Source organism: Streptomyces sp. AC602_WCS936, from assembly GCF_019049125.1.
In the GTDB taxonomy this organism is placed as follows: Bacteria; Actinomycetota; Actinomycetes; order Streptomycetales; family Streptomycetaceae; genus Streptomyces.
In genome coordinates this window covers 495,728-514,675 of sequence record NZ_JAGMUF010000090.1, presented here as the reverse complement: position 1 = coordinate 514,675, position 18,948 = coordinate 495,728, and the positions used below count along the sequence as shown (strand labels likewise).

The 18,948-nt window shown below is 74.0% G+C and carries 18 protein-coding genes, 1 other RNA gene and 1 pseudogene; 11 read left to right on the top strand and 9 right to left on the bottom strand.

Features of this window, described 5'->3' with window-relative positions:
• Nucleotides 1-85: 85 nt before the first annotated feature.
• The 4 genes and pseudogenes from rnpB to KUM03_RS27675 all read right to left on the bottom strand — a co-directional run bounded on the left by rnpB (nt 86) and on the right by KUM03_RS27675 (nt 2,847).
• An RNA gene (gene rnpB, locus KUM03_RS27690) (RNase P RNA component class A) lies at nt 86-499 on the bottom strand.
• A 70-nt stretch (nt 500-569) separates the two neighbouring features.
• Nucleotides 570-1,397: pseudogene (locus tag KUM03_RS39340) on the bottom strand (DMT family transporter); the annotation flags it as partial.
• A 19-nt stretch (nt 1,398-1,416) separates the two neighbouring features.
• Nucleotides 1,417-2,253, bottom strand: coding sequence for an AraC family transcriptional regulator (locus KUM03_RS27680; RefSeq protein WP_217252459.1), 837 nt, complete (start codon nt 2,251-2,253; stop codon nt 1,417-1,419).
• A 27-nt stretch (nt 2,254-2,280) separates the two neighbouring features.
• Nucleotides 2,281-2,847, bottom strand: coding sequence for a Uma2 family endonuclease (locus KUM03_RS27675; RefSeq protein WP_217253035.1), 567 nt, complete (start codon nt 2,845-2,847; stop codon nt 2,281-2,283).
• Nucleotides 2,848-3,024: 177 nt separating this feature from the next.
• Between KUM03_RS27675 and KUM03_RS27670 the strand changes: the two genes are divergently transcribed.
• The 4 genes from KUM03_RS27670 to eda all read left to right on the top strand — a co-directional run bounded on the left by KUM03_RS27670 (nt 3,025) and on the right by eda (nt 5,957).
• Entirely contained in the window at nt 3,025-3,786 is a 762-nt protein-coding gene (locus KUM03_RS27670) for a MerR family transcriptional regulator (RefSeq protein ID WP_217252456.1), read from the top strand.
• A complete protein-coding gene (locus KUM03_RS27665) occupies nt 3,783-4,397 on the top strand; it encodes a hypothetical protein (RefSeq protein ID WP_217252454.1) in 615 nt (204 codons plus the stop codon). The genes KUM03_RS27670 and KUM03_RS27665 overlap by 4 nt, the downstream gene beginning before the upstream one ends.
• 36 nt (nt 4,398-4,433) lie before the next feature.
• On the top strand, nt 4,434-5,216 hold the full coding sequence (gene yaaA, locus KUM03_RS27660) for a peroxide stress protein YaaA (protein WP_217252451.1): 783 nt from the start codon (nt 4,434-4,436) through the stop codon (nt 5,214-5,216).
• Between the two features lie 75 nt (nt 5,217-5,291).
• Nucleotides 5,292-5,957: a bifunctional 4-hydroxy-2-oxoglutarate aldolase/2-dehydro-3-deoxy-phosphogluconate aldolase gene (gene eda, locus KUM03_RS27655; protein ID WP_217252449.1), complete on the top strand. Its 666-nt coding sequence runs from the start codon at nt 5,292-5,294 to the stop codon at nt 5,955-5,957.
• Here eda and KUM03_RS27650 read toward each other — a convergent pair.
• From KUM03_RS27650 to KUM03_RS27640, 3 genes are read right to left on the bottom strand one after another with little or no spacing between them, the layout of a single operon-like run.
• On the bottom strand, nt 5,932-7,272 hold the full coding sequence (locus KUM03_RS27650; RefSeq protein WP_217253033.1) for a bifunctional RNase H/acid phosphatase: 1,341 nt from the start codon (nt 7,270-7,272) through the stop codon (nt 5,932-5,934). The two genes, eda and KUM03_RS27650, sit on opposite strands and share 26 nt — an antisense overlap.
• A 47-nt stretch (nt 7,273-7,319) precedes the next feature.
• Nucleotides 7,320-8,063, bottom strand: a complete 744-nt coding sequence (locus KUM03_RS27645; RefSeq protein WP_217253031.1) for a zinc ribbon domain-containing protein — start codon at nt 8,061-8,063, stop codon at nt 7,320-7,322.
• On the bottom strand, nt 8,060-8,917 hold the full coding sequence (locus KUM03_RS27640; RefSeq protein WP_217252447.1) for a Nif3-like dinuclear metal center hexameric protein: 858 nt from the start codon (nt 8,915-8,917) through the stop codon (nt 8,060-8,062). The genes KUM03_RS27645 and KUM03_RS27640 overlap by 4 nt, the downstream gene beginning before the upstream one ends.
• A gap of 198 nt (nt 8,918-9,115) precedes the next feature.
• Here KUM03_RS27640 and KUM03_RS27635 point away from each other — a divergent pair, with 198 nt between their 5' ends.
• Together KUM03_RS27635 and KUM03_RS27630 are read left to right on the top strand one after the other, a co-directional pair.
• Complete coding sequence (locus KUM03_RS27635; RefSeq protein WP_217252445.1) at nt 9,116-10,369, top strand: hypothetical protein; 1,254 nt, start codon at nt 9,116-9,118, stop codon at nt 10,367-10,369.
• 97 nt (nt 10,370-10,466) lie between these two features.
• Nucleotides 10,467-10,634 carry a hypothetical protein gene (locus KUM03_RS27630; protein WP_079187178.1) on the top strand — a complete coding sequence of 56 codons (168 nt, stop codon included), beginning with the start codon at nt 10,467-10,469 and terminating at the stop codon, nt 10,632-10,634.
• A gap of 72 nt (nt 10,635-10,706) precedes the next feature.
• On the opposite strand, the gene KUM03_RS27625 is transcribed toward KUM03_RS27630, so the two are convergent.
• Nucleotides 10,707-11,585 (bottom strand): MaoC/PaaZ C-terminal domain-containing protein, encoded by an 879-nt coding sequence (locus KUM03_RS27625; RefSeq protein ID WP_217252442.1) that lies wholly within the window; start codon nt 11,583-11,585, stop codon nt 10,707-10,709.
• Nucleotides 11,586-11,746: 161 nt separating this feature from the next.
• Between KUM03_RS27625 and KUM03_RS27620 the strand changes: the two genes are divergently transcribed.
• The 4 genes from KUM03_RS27620 to KUM03_RS27605 all read left to right on the top strand — a co-directional run bounded on the left by KUM03_RS27620 (nt 11,747) and on the right by KUM03_RS27605 (nt 15,482).
• Nucleotides 11,747-12,691, top strand: a complete 945-nt coding sequence (locus tag KUM03_RS27620; RefSeq protein WP_217252440.1) for an ABC transporter ATP-binding protein — start codon at nt 11,747-11,749, stop codon at nt 12,689-12,691.
• Nucleotides 12,688-13,407: an ABC transporter permease gene (locus KUM03_RS27615; protein ID WP_217252437.1), complete on the top strand. Its 720-nt coding sequence runs from the start codon at nt 12,688-12,690 to the stop codon at nt 13,405-13,407. The genes KUM03_RS27620 and KUM03_RS27615 overlap by 4 nt, the downstream gene beginning before the upstream one ends.
• 28 nt (nt 13,408-13,435) lie before the next feature.
• The gene (locus KUM03_RS27610; protein WP_217252435.1) at nt 13,436-14,626 is read left to right on the top strand and encodes a histidine kinase; all 1,191 of its coding nucleotides are present in this window, start codon (nt 13,436-13,438) and stop codon (nt 14,624-14,626) included.
• Nucleotides 14,627-14,846: 220 nt separating this feature from the next.
• On the top strand, nt 14,847-15,482 hold the full coding sequence (locus KUM03_RS27605) for a response regulator transcription factor (RefSeq protein WP_217252432.1): 636 nt from the start codon (nt 14,847-14,849) through the stop codon (nt 15,480-15,482).
• Between the two features lie 2 nt (nt 15,483-15,484).
• Here the strand turns inward: KUM03_RS27605 and KUM03_RS27600 are convergent, their stop codons facing one another.
• The gene (locus KUM03_RS27600) at nt 15,485-16,930 is read right to left on the bottom strand and encodes an MFS transporter (protein WP_217252430.1); all 1,446 of its coding nucleotides are present in this window, start codon (nt 16,928-16,930) and stop codon (nt 15,485-15,487) included.
• A gap of 220 nt (nt 16,931-17,150) precedes the next feature.
• Here KUM03_RS27600 and KUM03_RS27595 point away from each other — a divergent pair, with 220 nt between their 5' ends.
• On the top strand, nt 17,151-18,917 hold the full coding sequence (locus tag KUM03_RS27595) for an MFS transporter (protein WP_217252428.1): 1,767 nt from the start codon (nt 17,151-17,153) through the stop codon (nt 18,915-18,917).
• Nucleotides 18,918-18,948 lie beyond the last annotated feature (31 nt).

The window sequence follows — 18,948 nt, the reverse complement described above, 5'->3', positions numbered from 1 at the left end:
CATCGGTCGCGCGCGGCACGGCCTTCCACGCGTCCGTCCGCGCAAGCCTTCCGCAGCGCTTGGCTCAACGGCGGAGTGAAGGCGGCAGACGAGTCGGGCTGTACGCCGGGTTCTGTTCCGGCGGGGCCTCGCGGTCCCGCCGGCGACGGCCATCCATCTAGGGCCGGCGTTGCCACCGGCCTCCAGCGGTCTACCCGCGGACTCGGGCGGGCCGCCCTCGATCGTCCGCGCAGAGACGCCCCTTCTTGCGAGGAGGCGTCTCCTCTTGACCTTGCTCCGGGTGGGGTTTACCTAGCTGCCCAGGTCGCCCTGGGCACTGGTGGTCTCTTACACCACCGTTTCACCCTTACCGGGGGCCGAAGCCTCCGGCGGTCTGCTTTCTGTGGCACTGTCCCGCGGGTCACCCCGGGTGGCCGTTAGCCATCACCCTGCCCTGTGGAGCCCGGACGTTCCTCGGGAAGTCCCGCAAGGGACTCCACGCGGCCGCCCGCCCGGCTCGTCTGCCGTGTCGACCATGGTACCCGGCGGACCTCCCGCCTCGGACCGGCAGCGGCCGTCGCGAGGACCGAGCCGGCCAGGATCAGGGCGAAGGCGACGCCGATGCCGAGGGTCAGGTCCTCGTCCAGGAGGAGAGCGCCCGCGGCGACGGCGACCGCCGGGTTGACGTAGGTGATGACGCCGGCGCGGACCGGGCCGACCTCCTTGATCAACTCAAGGAAGGCCACGAAGGCGATCGCGGTGCAGACGACGCCGAGTCCGGCCAGGGCTGCCAGGACCTCGCCGGAGGGGAGGGTGGCGGGCCGGGTCAGGAAGGCGGCGGGAGCGTAGACGACGGCGGCCAGGGTGAGGCAGGGGGTGATGAGCTGGAGGGTGGGGACGTCCTTGAGGTGGCGGGCGGCTATCAGGGGGGCGGTGGCGTAGCCGACGACCGTCACCAGCACCTCGGCCAGCGAGCGGGCGTCGCCGCCGGTGAGGTGCGGCACGGTGAGGACGGCGACGCCCCCGAGGCCGAGGCCGAGGCCGGTGATCCGGCGGGCGCCGATCCGCTCCGCGGCACCGAAGAAGCGGGCCAGGACCACGCCGACGATCGGCACGCCCGCGATCAGCAGGCCCGCGGTCGAGCTGGACAGGTGGCGTTCGGCGTCCGTCAGGGTCCACCAGGGGCCGATGATCTCGATCACGGCGAAGGCCAGCATGGGTTTCCAGTGGCGTCGTACGGTGCCGAAGAGGTCTCCCTTGCGCAGGGCGAAGGGGAGCAGGACGGCCGCGCCCAGGGCACAGCGCGTGAACACCACTCCGGACGGGGACACCTCGTCCACCGCCACCTTGATCATCAGGTAGGGGACGCCCCACACCACTCCCATCAGGGAGAACAGGAACCAGCCGCGTGCAGTCATGCGGTGAGTGTCGGCCGGCTCAGGCGGCGCGGTCTTGAACGCTGTTGCGGTACGCCGCCGGGGTCACGCCGAGGACCCGGCGGAACCAGCGGGTCAGGTGCGCCTGGTCGGCGAAGCCCACCAGCGCCGCCGCCTCGGCCGGGCGCAGGCCCGCGTCCAGGAACCCGCGCGCCCTGGCCACCCGGTGCTGGGCGAGCCAGGCGTACGGCGGTATCCCCATCGTCGTACGGAAGGCGCGCAGGAGCTGGTAGCGGGACAGGCCGAGGTCGGTGGCGAGGACCGCCAGGGACGGCGGGGCGAGGAGTTCGTCGGCGAGGCGGTCGCGTACGACGCGGGCGACGCGGTCGGCGCCGGGGACCGTGTCGTCGGCCGCGCGGGCGGTGGAGTGGCGGCGGGCCAGGGCCGTGAGGAGCCAGGGGAGGCGGGACTCGGCCTCCAGCGGGTCGGGACAGCGGGCCAGGTCCGTGTGCGTGGCGCGCAGGGCGGCGGCCAGTTCGGGGTCGTCGAGGACGGGTTCGCGGAAGTGCGGGAGGGCGGCGGGGGTGCGTGTTCCGTCGGTGAGGAGGGACGGGGCCGCGTACAGGGCACGGTACGAGTAGCCCTCGGGGGCGGCGGGGCCGCCGGTGTGCACCTCGCCCGGTTCGAGGACGACGATGGACCCCGGTCCGGAGCGGATGTGCCCGCCCCGGTAGGCGATGACCTCCAGGCCGCCGACGGTGACGCCGACCGTGTACTCGTCGTGGGCGTGCGGGGCGTAGACGTGGCGGTCGAAGCGGGCGGTGAGCAGGTCGAGGGGCGGGCCGGCCGTCCCCAGCCGGGCCCTGGTCCAGCGTGCCTGTTCGCCGCGTGCGTCCATCGCCCCCCACCCCCAGCCCCCACGGGATCAAAGGAAGTCGCTCGTGTCCAGGTCGAAGGAGAAGGGGGCGGGCAGAGTCAGCGGCTTCCCGAAGGCGACGGTGCAGTGCTGTCGGTAGTCGTCGTGGCCCGGGTCGCTGAACAACGTGATCGACGACTCCTGACGGTCGACGAGCAGGTAGTACGGGACGCCGCCGCGCGCGTACGCATGGCGTTTGGTCTCGCGGTCGGCCTTGGGCTTGGTGGAGGTCACCTCCAGCACCAGCGTCACACCGTCGCAGGGCATCCAGGGTTCGGCTCCGCGATAGAGCCTGGACTTCCTGGGCGCGAAGGTGCCGTCGGGGATCACATGGTCCGCCAGGAGGCCCTCGGCGTTCTTCAGCTTGAGGCCCTTGTTGCCCGAGAACTGCATGTCGGTGACGGATCGCCGGTGCACCTGGCTCACGATCAGCCCGATGTAGTCCTCGTGGTCCCCGTCCGGCGGCGGTGTCACGACGATCTCCCCTTCGATCAGCTCCGCCCGGAACCCCTCCGGGGTGTCCAGGTCGAGAAACCACTCCAGCAAGAGGTCCCGCGTGATCGGTTCGTGTGCCATGGCAGTCATGTCACGCCCCTCCTTCGGTCGCTCGCCAGACTGGGGCATCGGCTGATCACCTGTTCGTGAGATCGGAAACCGTTCCCTCGATCGTGGCACAGGAGCGGCGGCGCTGTCCGGAGGCCGGACCCGCGTCCCGCTTGACCCTGCCGCAACGTCAACGTCTCTACTGAAGCCATGCGGATCGGAGAACTCGCCGACGCCGTCGGCGTCACCACGCGGACCGTGCGGCACTACCACCACCAGGGCCTGCTGCCCGAACCGGAGCGGCTGGCCAACGGCTATCGGACGTACACCCTGCGGCACGTCGTCGTGCTGGCCCGGATCCGGCGGCTGACCGAGCTGGGGCTCGGGCTGGCGGAGGTGCGGGACGTGCTCGCGGACGAGGCAGGGAAGGATCTCACCGAAGTGCTGGGGGAACTGGACGCGGATCTGGCGCGGCAGGAGGCGGCGATCCGGGAGCGCCGGGCGCGGCTGCGGGCGCTGCTGGAGACGGAGGGCGGGCTGCCGGCCGAGGGACCGGTCTCGCCGGAGCTGGCCGAGTTGTTCGCGGGGATGGGGGACGTCTCCGGCTCCCCCATGGCCGTACGGGACCGCGAGATGCTGGCGCTGCTGGAGAGCACGGTGGCGCCGGAGGACCGGGAGGGGCTGCTCGCCACGCTGCGTGGTGCGCTGGGATCGCCGGAGGCGGTGGCGCGGGCGCACGAGGCGTACGCGCTGCTGGACGAGCTGGCGGACGCCGGCGTCGATGATCCGCGGGTGGCGGAGGCGGCCCGGGTACTCGCCGAGTGCATGCCCGAGGGGCTAGTGCCCGAGGAGGGCGTCGAGCTCGATTCCGGTCACGGTTTCCTGCGCGCCATGTACGCCGACTTCGCGCCGGGGCAGGCGGAGGCGGTCCGGCTGGCGCTGGAGATCGCCTCGCGGGGGCGGCGGTCATGAGGGGCCCGGCCTTCGTCACGGTCCCGTTCCTCATGGTCCGGCACGAGGTGCGGCTGCTGGTGAGTCTGTGGTTGTGGGTGGTCCGGCGGACCCACGGGACGGCGGGCGGCGGTTCGGCCTTCGGGTACTCGCGGGGGCAGGGCGCGATGATGTTCGGGTTCGGGTTCGTGTGCGTGATCGAGTCCGTGATGATGTCCGTGCTGCTGCGGGACTGGCCGGCCGTGCACCACGTGGTGCTGGTCCTGGACGTGTACACCATCGTGATCGTGGTCGGGCTGCACGCCGCGTCCGTGGTCCGGCCGCACGTCCTGGACCCGGCCGCCGGGTCGCTGCGGGTCCGCCGGGCCGTCCACGTCGACGTGCGGATACCGCTGGAGCGGATCGCCTCCGTGCGCCGGGAGCTGCGGACGACGCACGAGCGGGCGGAGGGTGAGCTGGACCTCGCCGTCGGCTCCCAGACGTCCGTGACCATCGAGCTCGGCGAGCCCGTCACCCACGTCGCCTTCTTCGGGCGGCGGCGCGAGGTCCGCGTCGTGCGCTGTCACGCCGACGACCCGGGGGCGCTCGTACGGGCCGTCGACTGGGCACGCGAGGGGTACGCCGTACCCTGACCGGGGGCCTTTTGAGCTCGATGTGAAGGAGTACGTGTGCTTGTCCTGCTGCCGCCGTCCGAGGGGAAGGCCGCGTCCGGCCGGGGCGCTCCGCTGAAGCCGGAGTCGCTGTCGCTGCCGGGGCTGACCCCCGCCCGGGAGACCGTCCTCGGGGAGCTGGTCGAGCTGTGCGCCGGGGACGAGGAGAAGGCGCGCGAGGTGCTCGGGCTGAGCGAGGGGCTGCGCGGCGAGGTCGCCAAGAACGCGGAACTGCGGACGGCGGGGACGCGCCCGGCCGGGGAGATCTACACCGGAGTGCTGTACGACGCCCTGGACCTGGCCTCGCTGGACACGGCGGCCAGGAAGCGGGCCGCGCGGTGGCTGCTGGTGTTCTCCGGGCTGTGGGGTGCGGTGCGGGTGAACGACCGGATTCCTTCCTACCGGTGCTCGATGGGCGTGAAGCTGCCGGGGCTCGGGGCGCTGGGCGCGTACTGGCGGGCGCCGATGGCCGAGGTACTGCCGGAGGCGGCCGGGGACGGGCTGGTGCTCGACCTGCGTTCGGCGGCGTACGCGGCGGCGTGGAAGCCGAAGGGGGAGGTCGCCGGTCGGACGGCGACCGTGCGGGTGCTGCACGCGCCGACCCGGAAGGTCGTCAGCCACTTCAACAAGGCGACCAAGGGCCGGATCGTGCGCAGCCTGCTGACGTCCGGGAGTGCGCCGGAGGGGCCCGCCGAGCTGGTGGAGGCGCTGCGTGACCTCGGGTACGAGGTGGAGGCGGAGGCGCCCGGGAAGGCGGGGAAGCCGTGGTCGCTGGACGTGCTGGTGGCCGAGGTCCACTGAGGCGAGTGGGCGGCGCGCGTTGCGCATATCGCAACGCGCGTTGCGTGTGATGCTCTGCGGCGGCACGATGAGGACATGAGTTCACCGCTGCCCTCCTCTCCCGCCGCCTCCGCCTCGGTACTGGACCTCGCCCCCGTCGTACCCGTGGTGGTCGTCGACGATCTCGCGGACGCCGTGCCGCTCGCCCGTGCGCTCGTCGCCGGCGGGCTGCCCGCGATCGAGGTGACGTTGCGGACGCCGGTCGCGCTGGACGCGATCCGGGCGATCGCCGCCGAAGTGCCGGACGCGGTGGTCGGCGCGGGCACGGTCATCACGGCGGAGCAGGTCGAGGAGGTCGTGGCGGCCGGGGCGCGGTTCCTGGTCAGTCCGGGGTGGACGGACACGCTGCTGGCGGCGATGCGGGCGTCCGGGGTGCCGTTCCTGCCGGGGGTGTCGACCACGTCCGAGGTGGTGGCGCTGCTGGAGCGCGGGGTGCGGGAGATGAAGTTCTTCCCGGCCGAGGCCGCGGGCGGCACCGCCTACCTCAAGGCGCTCGCCGCGCCGCTGCCGCAGGCCCGCTTCTGCCCGACGGGCGGCATCACCCCGGCCTTGGCGCCGGAGTACCTGACGCTGCCCAACGTCGGCTGTGTCGGGGGCAGCTGGATGCTTCCGAAGGACGCCGTGGCCGGCCGTGACTGGGAGCGCGTCGAGGCGCTGGCCCGCGAGGCGGCCGGGCTCAGCGCAGGTGGGACGTGTCGTTGAACAGGCGGACGCTCGCGCCGCCGTCCGCGTAGTACGCCACCGCCGACAGCGACGCCGCCGACAGTTCCATGCGGAACAGCGACTCGGGCGGGGCGCCCAGGGCGAGGCGGACGAACGTCTTGATCGGCGTCACGTGGGAGACCAGCAGGACCGTGCGGCCCGCGTACGCCGCGACCAGCCTGTCGCGGGTGGCGGCGACCCGGGCGCCGGTCGCCGCGAAACTCTCGCCGCCGCCGGTCGGCTCCGCGTCCGGGGAGGACAGCCAGGCGTTCAGGTCGTCGGGGTAGCGCTCGCGCACCTCGCCGAAGGTCAGCCCCTCCCACGCCCCGAAGTCGGTCTCCCGCAGGCCTTCCTCGACCCGCACCTCCAGACCGAGGCGGACGGCGACGATGCCGGCGGTCTCGCGGGTGCGGGCCAGGGGGGACGTGACGATCGCCTGGACCGTGCCGCGCCGGGCGAGACTGTCGGCGACCTTCTCGGCCTGTTCGCGGCCGGCGGCCGACAGGGACGGGTCGCTGCCGCCGCTCCCGGAGAACCGCTTCTGCGGGGTCAGGGGCGTCTCGCCGTGCCGCAGAAGGACGAAGGTGGCGGGGGCGCCCATGTCGGGGGGTCCCCAGCCGGGGGAGGCGACGGTCTTCGCGGCGCGGACGTCGGCGGAGGCGGCGACTTCTGAAGCGGAGACTTCCGGCGCGGCGCCTTCCGCCGAGCCCGTGTCGGCTTCCGACGCTGCCGAGCCGGCGGCTTCGGTGCCCTCCTCGGCGGCCACCGCGCCGACGGCGTCCGCGGCACCGCTCTCCGAGCCGAAGCCGGTGCGTGCCGGTGCGCCGCTGCCCGTCACGCCGCGTCCACCCGCGGAGCGCCCCGTGTCCAGCTCCGCCGTCGACGCCGACGGCGACCACTGCTCGCCGCGCGCCCCCGCGTCCATCGCCTCGTTGGCCAGGCGGTCGGCGTGCTTGTTGTCGGCGCGCGGAATCCACTCGTACGTCACCCGCCCGGGCGGGAAGATCCGCGCGGCCTGGGCGGCCAGCGGCTTCATGTCGGGGTGCTTGATCTTCCAGCGGCCCGACATCTGCTCGACGACGAGCTTGGAGTCCATGCGGACGTGGACGGTCGCGTCCGGGTCCAGTTCCCGCGCCGCGCGGAGACCGGCCAGCAGGCCCCGGTACTCGGCCACGTTGTTCGTGACGACGCCCAGGTACTCGGCCGTCTCGGCCAGGGTCTGCCCCGTCACCGCGTCCAGCACCACCGCGCCGTAGCCCGCGGGCCCCGGGTTGCCCCGCGACCCGCCGTCGGCCTCGACCACGAACTCCCGCACGGGGCCGGTGCCCGCCTCCGTCACCGGATCTGCCACCGAACCGGCCCCTACAGGCCGGAGTCCGCCGTGCGCACCAGGATGCGGCGGCAGTTCTCGCAGCGTACGACCGTGTCGGGCGCCGCCGAGCGGATCTCGCTCAGCTCGGTGATCGCCAGCTCCTGACGGCAGCCCTGGCAGCTGCGCTGGTACAGCTTGGCCGCGCCGACGCCGCCCTGCTGCTCGCGCAGCTTGTCGTAGAGCCCCAGCAGGTCTGCGGGGACGGAGGCGGCGACGACCTCGCGCTCCTTGGTCACCGAGGCCGCCTCGGCGTCCAGCTCGCCGACGGCCGTGTCCCGGCGTGCGGCGGCGTCGTCGAGCTTGCCCTGCACGGAGCCGACCCGCTCGGTCAGCTCGGCGACCCGCTCCTGCGCGGACTCGCGGCGCTCCATCACCTCCAGGACGACGTCCTCGAGGTCGCCCTGCCGCTTGGCGAGGGAGACGATCTCGCGCTGGAGGTTCTCCAGGTCCTTCGGGGAGGTGACGGCGCCGGAGTCCAGGCGCTGCTGGTCGCGGCCGGCGCGCTGCCGCACCTGGTCCACGTCCTGCTCGGCCTTGGTCTGCTCGCGGGCGCAGTCGCTCTCCTCGGTCTGCGCGGCCACGAGCAGGTCGCGCAGCTGGGTGTGGTCCTTGGTCAGCGACTCGATCTCGGCGTGCTCGGGCAGGGACCTGCGCTTGTGCGCGAGCTGCTGGAGCCGGACGTCGAGGGCCTGGACGTCCAGGAGTCGGATCTGGTCGGCGGGCTCGGCTTTCAGTTGGGGGCTCCCATTGCGTCGGAGGTCGGGGCGGACGCCGCGTGGGCGGTCCAGGGGTCGGTGACCGTCTTGGAGACGTGGACCCTGAGGTCCCATCCCTCCCGGTCGGAGATCTCGTCGAGCTGGGCGGCGGCCAGCTCGCACCAGGGCCACTCGGTGGCCCAGTGCGCCGCGTCGAGCAGCGCGAGGGGACTGTGGGCGCGGGCCTCCGACACCGGGTGGTGGCGCAGGTCCGCGGTGAGGAAGGCGTCGACGCCGGCCGCCCGGACGTGGTCGAAGAGGCCGTCGCCGGAACCGCCGCTGACGGCGACCGTGCGGACGGTGGCATCCGGGTCGCCGGCGACGCGGATGCCCTGCGCGGTGGCGGGCAGCCGTTCGGCGGCGCGGGCGGCGAGATCGCGCACGGTCAGCGGGTGCTCCAGCTCGCACACCCTGCCGAGACCCCGACGCCCGTGCGGGTCGGCCGGGTCCGGCACCAGGGGCCGTACGACGCGCAGGTCGAGGGCGCCGGCCAGCGCGTCGGAGACGCCCGGGTCGGCGGTGTCGGCGTTGGTGTGGGCGACGTGCAGGGCGACGTCGTTCTTGATGAGCGTGTGCACCACGCGGCCCTTGAAGGTGGAGGCCGCGACCGTGGTCGTCCCGCGCAGGTACAGCGGGTGGTGGGTGACGAGGAGGTCGGCGCCCAGCTTCACCGCCTCGTCGGCGATCTCCTGGACCGGGTCGACGGCGAACAGGACCCGGGAGACCTCCTGGTCGGGGTCGCCCACGACGGTGCCGACCGCGTCCCAGGACTCGGCCCGCTCGGCGGGCCACAGGTTCTCCAGCGCGGCGATGACTTCTGACAGACGGGGCACGGGTGCAAGGCTACCTGCCTGTACTGCGCCGTCGTACCCGCGGCGACCCCCCGGCTCCGCTTCGGCCGGGCCCAGCACACACCCCGCCCGCTCCTCAGGCGAATCGTTCCTGTGCCACACGTACGTGTGATGCGGACGGTGGCCGGTCCCCCGCCCGTTCGTGCGAAAACTACCTTCGTCGCCGGAGGTGACCGAACGATGACAGCCTGTGCTATCGAACCTTCGGCGGCGCCCGGGAACGACGGCCCGCCACCGGCGGGCTGCGCCATCACCGCCGAGGGTGCCTACGCCGCGCGCCTGACCCGTCGCGGGGACTCCTGGTACCCGGAGCGCTGGACCCTGGACGGTCCCGAACCGTACGCGGTGCCGCTGCCCGGCAACCAGCCCGAGGAGCCCGGCACCGAGGTGCAGCCGATGGGCGACGGGCGGGTCCTGGTCCACCGGGTGGCGGCCGGACGGCACTTCTTCTCCCTGCTGTACCCGACCGGCCCCGGCACCGGCGAGCAGCCGCTCGGCGCGGTCGAGTGCCCCGCGGGCACCACCGGGCTGCGGCTGCTGCCCCCGGCCCCGGGCGGGGAGCGGGCGTACGCCCTCGCCTCCGGTCCCCGTTCGACGGTGCTGTGGCGGGTGGCGGGCGGCGCGTTCGGGCCCGAGCGGCTGGCCGAGATCCCCGGGCGCTGCTCGGGCGGGGTCTGGCTGGACCGCACGGGCCGGATACTGGCCGTGGACCGGGAGACGGGCGGGCGCACCAAGGCGGTCGTACTGGACCTGGAGCGGGACGGCGAGGTGTCCCCGCTGCTGCAGATCGCCGCGGACAGCGACGACCGGATACTGCTGGCCGACCCGGACAGCGGGCTGGTGCTGATCCGTTCGGACGCGCCCTCGCCCGGGCGGGACCGGCTGGGCTGGGGGGTGCTGGGCAGCACGCTGCCGGTGCGCTTCCCGGAGTGCCTGCGGCTGCCGGACTGCGTGGTGACGCCGTTCGCGATCCAGCCGGGCCAGGCGCTGACGCCGGAACGGTGCGCGGTGGCGCTGCGGGTGGACGGCGCGCTCGGCACCTGGGTCGCGGTGTGGCGGCCCGCCGAACGCCGGGTGCGTCATCTTCCGGCGCCCGCGGGCTGGTTGACCGGTGCCGGGCTGTGGACCGCGGACGGGGAGCTGCGGCTGCCGTGCGCCACGCCGCAGTCGCCGTGCGGGGTGGCGCGGCTGCCCGCACCACCGGACGCGGACGGCGGGCGGGAGACGACGGAGGCGGAGGCTCCGGCTCCCCACGAGCCGCCGACTCAATCTCCCGACGGGCCGCACACCCCGGCCCTCGACGAGCCGCCCGCGCCCGCCCCGGAGGGCACCCGGGACGCGACGGAACCGGACGCCCCGGCTCCCTCCCCATCGCGCCCACCACGCCCCGTACCGCTGCAACAGGCCCCGCTGGCACGACGTGTAACGAAGTAGTGCCGGTTGGCGCGGCCGCCTGGATTCGCCCCGCGGGGTGCCGGTTAGACTCGCCCGGCTGTAGGAAAGATCATGTTGACGGGGTGAATTCCTTCCGATGAACGACGCCAGCACGACCCAGCCCACGCAGGCCGACGGCGCCGACGTATCCGAGATCGAGAGCGGCCACGGCAGGCACCGGGGACCGGTGTCCAGCCAGGACGGTGCCCAGGCGCCGCGGGGCCGCCACCGCAAGCCGGCCGAGGAGTCCGAAACGGCCGCCTGACGGCTCGGCGAGCACACACGGCAAGCGGCTCCGGCCCCCGTCCAGCGCATCATGGGACGGGGGCCGGAGCCGTCACACGTACCGCACCACCGCGTCGGCGAGCACGACCGCGTCGTCCCGCTCCCGCACACTCACTTCCACCCGCACGCTCCCGCACCCCTCCGGCCCGGCGTCCGCCCGCCACATCCGCACCCGCAGCGTCTCCCCGGGGTACACGACCCCGGCGAACCGCGCCCCGTACTCCCGCACCCGGCGCGCGTCACCGTCGAGCACCGTGTCCGCGACCGCCTTGAGGGCGGCGCCGTAGGTGCACAGCCCGTGCAGGACGGGCCGCTCGTAGCCGGCGCGCGCGGCGAACTCCGGGTCGGCGTGCAGGGGGTTCCAGTCCCCGGAGAGCCGGTAGAGCAGCGCCTGGTCCTCGCGCACCGCCCGCTCGGCCACCTGGTCCGGTGCTCCCGCCGGCGCCGGTCCCGGACGGCCCGACGGCCCCCGCTCACCGCCCCAGCCGCCCTCCCCGCGCACGAAGACCTCGGCCTCGTCCGTCCACAGCGGCCCGTCCGCGTCCGCGACCTCGGTGCGCAGGACGAGGACGGCGGCCGTGCCCTTGTCGTACACGGCGACGATCCGCGCGGCCGCACGCGCCCGGCCGCGCACGGGAACCGGCCGGTGCACCCGCAGCCGCTGCCCTCCGTGCAGGACGCGGGCGAGGTCGACGTCGACGCCGGGCGCGGACAGCGCGCCGATCACGCCCGGAGGCCCGCCGCCCGCGACCGTCGCGAAGCTCGGCAGCACACGCAGCCGGGACTCCAGGGTGTAGCGCAGTTCGCGGGGGTCGGTGGCGGGCAGGCCGGCGCCGATGCCGAGGTGGTAGAGCAGGACGTCCTTGTGGTCCCAGGCGATCTCATGGACGCGGGGTGCGGCGCCGAGCGCCTGGGCTGCGTCGATGGGCACGGCTCTGCTGCCCCCGTTCGAGAAGACGATCACGGACTGACACGACCGTACGGGACCGGGACGGCCCGGGACAGCGGCCGGCCACCGGTGACATTTGTCCCGCCGAAGACCGGACAACCGCATCTGCCGCCCGCCCCGTCCCCTTCCGTAGCGTCACCGGTATGGCATCCGGACCGACGACAACACACCCCACCATCACCCCCGCCGTCTCCTTCTCCACGGCGGCCAAGGCGTACGGCGCCGTCCGCGCCGTCGACGGCGTCGACCTGGAGATCGCGCGGGGCGAGACGGTCGCGCTGCTCGGACGCAACGGCGCGGGGAAGTCGACGGCGATCGCGCTGCTGCTCGGCCTGTGCGAGCCGGACACCGGCACGGTGGAGCTCTTCGGCGGGCCGCCCGACAAGGCCGTACGGGCCGGCCGGGTGGGCGCCATGCTCCAGGAGGCACGGGCGGTCCCCCGGGTCACGGTGGGCGAGCTGATCACCTTCGTGGCGGGCCGCTACCCAGCCCCGATGCCCGTCCCCCGGGCCCTCGACCTCGCCGGGATCGCCCACCTGACCGGGCGCCGCGTGGACCGGCTGTCCGGCGGGCAGACCCAGCGCGTCCGGTTCGCGGTCGCGCTGGCCGGCAACCCCGACCTGCTCGTCCTGGACGAACCCACGGCGGCCCTCGACGTGGAGGCCCGGCACACCTTCTGGGAGTCGATGCGGGCGTACGCCCGGCGCGGCAGCACGGTCCTCTTCTCCACCCACTACCTGGAGGAGGCCGAGGCGCACGCCGACCGCATCCTGGTCGTCGACCGGGGCCGGATCGTCGCGGACGGCACCGGCGAGGAGCTGCGCCGGGCGGCCGGCGGCAGCCGCGTCTCCTTCGATCTGAACGGCCGCTCCACCGCGGACCTCACGCTGCTGCCGGGCGTACGCTCCCTGGAGATCCGGGGAGACCGGGCCCACCTGCGCACCGACGACTCCGACGCCACCGTCGTCGCCCTCGCACAACTCGGCGCGATCCGCGGCCTGGAGGTCGCCCCGGCGTCATTGGACGACGCGTTCCTGGCCCTGACGACCACCGCGCACACCCGCACGGAAACGGAGGCCGCACGATGAGGGACTACCTGCGCCTGGAGGTCCGCCGCACTCTGCGCGACCCCGGCTTCGTCGTGGGCGGCGTCGCCATGCCCGTCCTGATGTACCTGCTCTTCACCAACCTCGGGGACGACGGCACGGGCGGCTGGAAGACCGCCGCGATGGTCGGCATGGCCGCCTACGGCGCGGTCGGTTCGGCCCTCAACACCGGCGGCGGGGTCGCCGAGGACCGGGCGATCGGCTGGCTGCGGCAACTGCGGGTGACCCCGATGCGACCGCACCAGGTCGTGGTGGGCCGGACCCTGACCGCCTCGGTCACCGTGCTGCCCGCCATCGCCGCCGTACTCGCCGCCGGCGGTCTGCTCAACGGCGTACGGCTGGCCGCCTGGCAGTGGGCGGCGCTGGCCCTGCTCCTCTGGCTGGGTTCGCTCCCCTTCACCCTCCTCGGCCTCGGCAACGGCTACCGTCTGACCGGCCAGACCACGGGCGTGGTCAACATGGTGGCCAACCTGGGCCTGGCGGTCGTCGGTGGCCTGTGGTTCCCGCTCGCCCTGTTCCCGGAGTGGCTGCGCACGGTCTCGGCGTACACCCCGGCCAACCGCTTCGCCGAGCTGGGCACGTCGGTCGCCACGGGGCACGCGCCGCCCCCGGGTGCGATTCTCGTACTGGCGGCGTGGCTGCTGGCGTTCGGGACGTACGCCGTCCTGTCCTACCGCCGCGCCACGGCAGACGACTGAGCGATTCGCTGGAAGGGAAACGACTGCCATGAGCGGGAAGCAAGGCCGGCTGCGCCGGATCTCGTGCCGCCTGGACGCGTGGCAGCTGGCGAGGCAGTCCCAGGCCGACGAGGGACCCGACCGGATCGGCCCGCCCCCCACCGGCTTCACCCTCCTGCCCTGGCTCCTGCTGGGCCTGGGCAGCCTCGCCAACATCCTCCAGGGCCACACCTCCAACCCCTGGCTCGGCGTCCTGGGCCTGTTCGCCTTCAACACCCTCTACATCTACGTGGCCTTCCGCTCCTTCGACCAGAGACTGCGCACATCGACGCCCACCCGCCTGGCCCTCGCCGCCATGACCCTGCTGACCAGCGCGCTCTCCCTGGCCTACGGCGGCACCTGGCTGCTCTTCTTCCTCCTGCTCGGCCTGGCCGCCGGCGCGGCGCTGCGCGGCCGGTGGCTGGGCCGCTGGGGCTTTGCGCTGGCGGCACTGGCGGGCACGGTCGGCGGCCTCAAGGACGGCTGGACCGGCCTGAACATCGCCTACGGGACCTTCCTGTCCACGATGGTGACGGCCGCGATCCTGAGCCTGTCCGACGCGGTACGGCAACTGCGCGCCGCCCGCGAGGAACTGGCCACCCGCGCGGTGGCGGAGGAGCGGCTGCGCTTCTCCCGCGACCTGCACGACCTGCTCGGACACACTCTGTCGGTGATCGTGGTCAAGTCGGAGGCGGCCCGGCGCCTCGCACCCCGCGACCTGGACGCGGCCCTGACCCAGATCACCGACATCGAGGCGGTCGGCCGCCAGGCGCTGACCGAGGTCCGCGAGGCGGTCACCGGCTACCGCGAGGGCAGCCTCGGCACGGAGCTGGACCGGGCCCGCTCCGCACTGAGCGCGGCCGACGTGGAGCCGGTGGTCCACCGCTCCGGCCCACCACTGCCGCCGCAGGCCGAGGCGCTGCTGGGCTGGGTGGTACGGGAGGCGGTCACCAACGTCGTACGGCACAGCGGGGCGAGCCGGTGCGAGATCGCGGTGTCGGGGAGTACGGGACGCGTCCGGCTGACGGTGACGGACGACGGTGGCGGCGTCGGCAGCGCGTCCTCCGGGTCCGGGACGGGACTGACCGGGCTGACGGAACGGCTCGCCACGGCGGGCGGCTCACTGACCGCCGGCGCGGGGGCGGGGGGCGGCTTCTCGGTGACGGCGGTGCTGCCGGTCGTCTCCGACGGGGAGGAGTAGCGGGGGGAGGTGTGGCGGGGTTCGGCGGCACCCGGCGTGGGGGTGGGCGTCGGGGGGTGTCCGCCCGCAGCGGTTGGCGCGTCCGCGCCGTTCAGCCCCGTAGCCGACCGATTCCGCGCCGTTCCGAGGACGGACACCCCCCCGGCGCGGCCCCGACCCACAGACCACACACCGCGCTACCCGCAGCGGCGCCGCAGGCACCCCCCTCTACCCTGACCCCGTGACCGACGAACCCACCGACGCACCCCACCCCATCCGCGTCCTCCTCGCCGAGGACCAGGGCATGATGCGCGGCGCGCTCGCGCTGCTGCTCGGCATGGAGGAGGACATCGAGGTGGTCGCCCAGGTGTCGGCCGGCGACGAGATCGTCGGCGCCGCGCTCACGCACCGCCCGGACGTCGCCCTCCTCGACATCGAACTGCCGGGCTGCAGCGGCCTCGACGCCGCCGCCGAGCTGCGGGAGCAGGTGCCCGACTGCCGGGTGCTGATCCTGACCACCTTCGGCCGCCCCGGCTACCTGCGCCGCGCCATGGAGGCCGGCGCCGCCGGTTTCCTGGTGAAGGACGGCCCCGTGGAGGAGCTGGCCGGCGCGGTCCGCCGCATCCTGGCCGGCGAGACGGTCGTCGACCCCACACTCGCCGCCGCCGCGCTCAGCGCCGGCCCCAGCCCGCTCACCGCCCGCGAGTGCGACGTGCTCCGGGCGTCCGCCGACGGCGCGACCGTGGCCGACATCGCCGGCGCCCTGCACCTGTCCGAGTCCACGGTCCGCAACTACCTCTCCTCGGCCATCGGCAAGACCGCCACCCGCAACCGCGCGGAGGCGCTGCGCGAGGCCAGACGCCAGGGCTGGGTCTGACGTCAGACCGGCGCCTTCGCGCGCCGCTCCCCCGCCGGCAGCCACGCCCACATCAGCGCCGCCCCCGCGACCAGCACCACCGCCCCCGTACGGAACACCAGCGCGTATCCGTCCGTCAGCGCCACCCGCCCCGCGTCCTCTCCCCCGGCCCGGGCCGCCGCGATCGTCGACATCACCGCGAGCCCCAGCGAACCCCCCATCGTCCGGGAGGTGTTGATCAACCCGGAGACCAGCCCCGCGTCCCCGGCCCCCGCACCGGAGATGGCGAGCGACGCCAGCGGAGTCGCCGCCAGCCCCGCCCCCAGCATCATCAGCACCCCCGGGATCATGATCGCGGTCACGTACGCCCCGTCCGCGCTCATCGTCGACTGCCAGCCGAAGCCGGCCGCCGCCACCAGCGTGCCCAGCACGGCCACGTTCCGCGCCCCGATCACCGGCATGAACCGCGGCGCCAGCTTGGACCCGAGGATTACCGCCAGGGAGCTCGGCACCAGGGCGACACCGGCCTCCAGCGGCGAGTACCCGAGCACGTTCTGCGCGTACAAGGTCATGAAGAACCACATGGAGAACATCGACGAGCCGGACACCAGCATCGCCACGTTCGCCGACGCCACCGACCGCAGCCGCAGCAGCCCCGGCGGCATCAGCGGCGCCGCAGTCCGCGCCTCGACGAGGAGGAACAGTCCCAGCAGCAGGAGCCCGGCGAGCAGCGGCACGAGCGCGGCCGTCGCCGCCCAGCCCTCGGACTCGGTCTGCGAGATGCCGTAGGCCAGCGTGGCCAGACCGGCGGTCACCAGCATCGCGCCCGGCAGGTCGAGGCGCGGCCGCACGCCGGCCCGGCTCTCGGTCAGCCACAGCAGGGCACCGGCGAGTACCACCGCGCCCACCGGGACGTTGATCAGCAGCACCCAGCGCCACGACAGCCCGTCCACCAGGACGCCGCCCACCAGACCGCCCGCCGCGCCACCGCCCGCGCCCACGGCGGTCCAGGTCGCGATCGCCCGGGCCCGCGCCGCCCCCTCGGGCACCGCCGCGGTCAGGATCGTCAGCGTCGACGGCGCCAGCACGGCCGCGCCCAGCCCCTGCACGGCCCGGGCGAGCAGCAGCTGCCAGCCCTCCTGCGCGAGCCCGCCGCCCAGTGAGGCGAGGGTGAACAGCCCGAGCCCGACGAGGAACATCCGCTTGCGTCCGTAGAGGTCACCGGCCCGGCCGCCGAGCAGCATGAAGCCGGCGAAGGCGATGGCGTAGGCGTTGACCACCCACTGCAGGCCCTGCGCGCTCAGGCCGAGGTCGGCCCGCATCGACGGCAGGGCGACGTTGACGACGGACACGTCGAGCACGACCAGGAACTGTCCGGCGCAGGCGAGTGCGAGGACCAGCCAGGTCGGAGGGGGGTTGCGGCGGGCGGATATTCGGGCGGTGGCGGAGGCACCGGTGGCTTCGAGCATGGGTGTCATGGTCTCAACCCGGAAGCGCCCCTTCCATCGGCATTTCGACCCCGGACCGGCCTAGGTCCGGCGACCTAGAAGACGCCGTCGTCCCAAGAGACGGTCAAGAATTCGTTAGGCACTCGAAGCAACGGAATAGTTGCCCCGGCGCACGAGGTTCAAGCTGCACACAACACGATCACGCCCGCGTCCGCCGACTCCGGCCTGGAGGCCCCACCACATGTCCCCCACGACGACCGACGAACCCGCCCGGCGAGCGACCGGGGCCACCGTCCCGGTGCTCGCCTTCGCGGGCATCGTCGTCGCGGTGATGCAGACCCTGCTCGTCCCGGTCATCAAGGACCTGCCCCGGCTCCTCGACACGTCACCCAGCAACGCCACCTGGGTCCTGACCTCCACGCTCCTGTCCGGAGCCGTGGCCACGCCGATCATGGGCCGGCTCGGCGACCTGTTCGGCAAGCGCCGCATGCTGATCGCCAGCCTGTCGGTGATGGTGGTGGGCGCGCTGGTCAGCGCCTTCACCGACGCGCTGCTCCCGATGATCGTCGGCCGTACCCTCCAGGGCTTCGCGATGGGGGCGATACCCCTCGGTATCGGCCTGATGCGCGACATGCTGCCCCGCGAGCGGCTCGGCTCGGCGATGGCGCTGATGAGCTCCTCGATCGGCGTCGGCGGCGGCCTGGCGCTGCCCGCCGCGGCCCTGGTCGCGCAGCACACCGACTGGCACGCCCTGTTCTACGGCGCCGCCGGCCTCGGTGTCCTCGCCATCGCCCTGACCCTCCTCGTCGTACCGGAGTCCCCGCTGCGCGCGAAGGGCTCCTTCGACCTGCCGGGCGCGCTGGGCCTCTCCGCCGGTCTGGTCCTCTTCCTCCTGCCCATCACCAAGGGCAGCGACTGGGGCTGGTCCTCGCCCACCACGCTGGGCCTGTTCGCGGCCGCCGCCGTGGTCCTGCTCCTGTGGGGCCTGATGGAGCTGCGCGTCGCCGCCCCGCTGGTCGACCTGCGCACCACGGCCCGCCGCGAGGTCCTGCTCACCAACCTCGCCTCGATCATGGTCGGCGTCGCCTTCTACGTCATCTCGCTCGTCCTGCCGCAGCTCCTCCAGCTGCCCTCGGAGACCGGCTACGGCCTCGGCCAGTCGATGGTCGTCGCGGGCCTGTGCGTGGCCCCGCTGGGTCTGACGATGATGTTCACCGCGCCGGTCTACGCCCGCCTCTCCGCCCGCTACGGCCCCCGCACCACCCTGATCGCCGGCCTGCTGATCATCGCGGTCGGCTACGGCGGCGGCCTTGGCCTGATGAACGCCGCCTGGCAGACCGTCGTCACCTCGGTCCTGATCGGCGCCGGCATCGGCCTCGCCTACTCCTCCCTCCCCGCACTGATCATCGGCGCGGTCCCGGCCTCGGAGACGGGCGCGGCCAACGGCCTCAACACCCTGATGCGGTCCTTCGGTACGTCGGTGTCGAGCGCCGTCATCGGCATGGTGCTGGCCAACACGGCGAACGACGTGGGCGGCGTCGCGGTCCCCACCATGCACGGCTTTCGCGTCTCGTTCCTGATCGCCACCGCCGCGGTCGCCGTGGGCCTGGCCCTGGCGTTCTTCCTCCCCCGCCGCACCCCGGCGGCGACCACGCAGCTGCGCGCGAGCAGCGAGGAGGACGCGAACCTGGCCCGCGCCGAGCGGGCGCTGGCCGGCGAGTTCCCGACCGACGCGGAGCTGTCCGGCTTCCGCGGCCGGGTGCTGACCGCCGACGGCGCCCCCGTCGCCCGTGCCAAGGTCACCCTGATCGACCGGCACGGCCGCCAGGCGGGCGCGACGCTCTCCGCCGGCGACGGCGGCTACGCCCTCGCCGTCCCCGCCTCGGGTCCGTACGTCCTGGCCGCCCGCGCCACGGGCCACGGCCCGCTCGCCCAGGCGGCGACCCACACCGGCGAGCATCCGGTCGACCTGGACCTGTCCCTGCCGGGCGAGACGGTCTCCGCCTGACCACGCCCTCCGGGCTCGCGCACCCCCCGTC

Excerpts from the sequence above, each read along its gene's own strand:
- KUM03_RS27600 (WP_217252430.1), bottom strand. The coding sequence starts at position 16,930 with ATGCTCGAAGCCACCGGTGCCTCCGCCACCGCCCGAATATCCGCCCGC.
- KUM03_RS27680 (WP_217252459.1), bottom strand. The coding sequence starts at position 2,253 with ATGGACGCACGCGGCGAACAGGCACGCTGGACCAGGGCCCGGCTGGGG.
- KUM03_RS27665 (WP_217252454.1), top strand. The coding sequence starts at position 3,783 with ATGAGGGGCCCGGCCTTCGTCACGGTCCCGTTCCTCATGGTCCGGCAC.
- KUM03_RS27595 (WP_217252428.1), top strand. The coding sequence starts at position 17,151 with ATGTCCCCCACGACGACCGACGAACCCGCCCGGCGAGCGACCGGGGCC.
- eda (WP_217252449.1), top strand. The coding sequence starts at position 5,292 with ATGAGTTCACCGCTGCCCTCCTCTCCCGCCGCCTCCGCCTCGGTACTG.
- KUM03_RS27675 (WP_217253035.1), bottom strand. The coding sequence starts at position 2,847 with ATGGCACACGAACCGATCACGCGGGACCTCTTGCTGGAGTGGTTTCTC.
- KUM03_RS27635 (WP_217252445.1), top strand. The coding sequence starts at position 9,116 with ATGACAGCCTGTGCTATCGAACCTTCGGCGGCGCCCGGGAACGACGGC.
- KUM03_RS27670 (WP_217252456.1), top strand. The coding sequence starts at position 3,025 with ATGCGGATCGGAGAACTCGCCGACGCCGTCGGCGTCACCACGCGGACC.
- KUM03_RS27610 (WP_217252435.1), top strand. The coding sequence starts at position 13,436 with ATGAGCGGGAAGCAAGGCCGGCTGCGCCGGATCTCGTGCCGCCTGGAC.
- KUM03_RS27620 (WP_217252440.1), top strand. The coding sequence starts at position 11,747 with ATGGCATCCGGACCGACGACAACACACCCCACCATCACCCCCGCCGTC.
- KUM03_RS27615 (WP_217252437.1), top strand. The coding sequence starts at position 12,688 with ATGAGGGACTACCTGCGCCTGGAGGTCCGCCGCACTCTGCGCGACCCC.
- KUM03_RS27630 (WP_079187178.1), top strand. The coding sequence starts at position 10,467 with ATGAACGACGCCAGCACGACCCAGCCCACGCAGGCCGACGGCGCCGAC.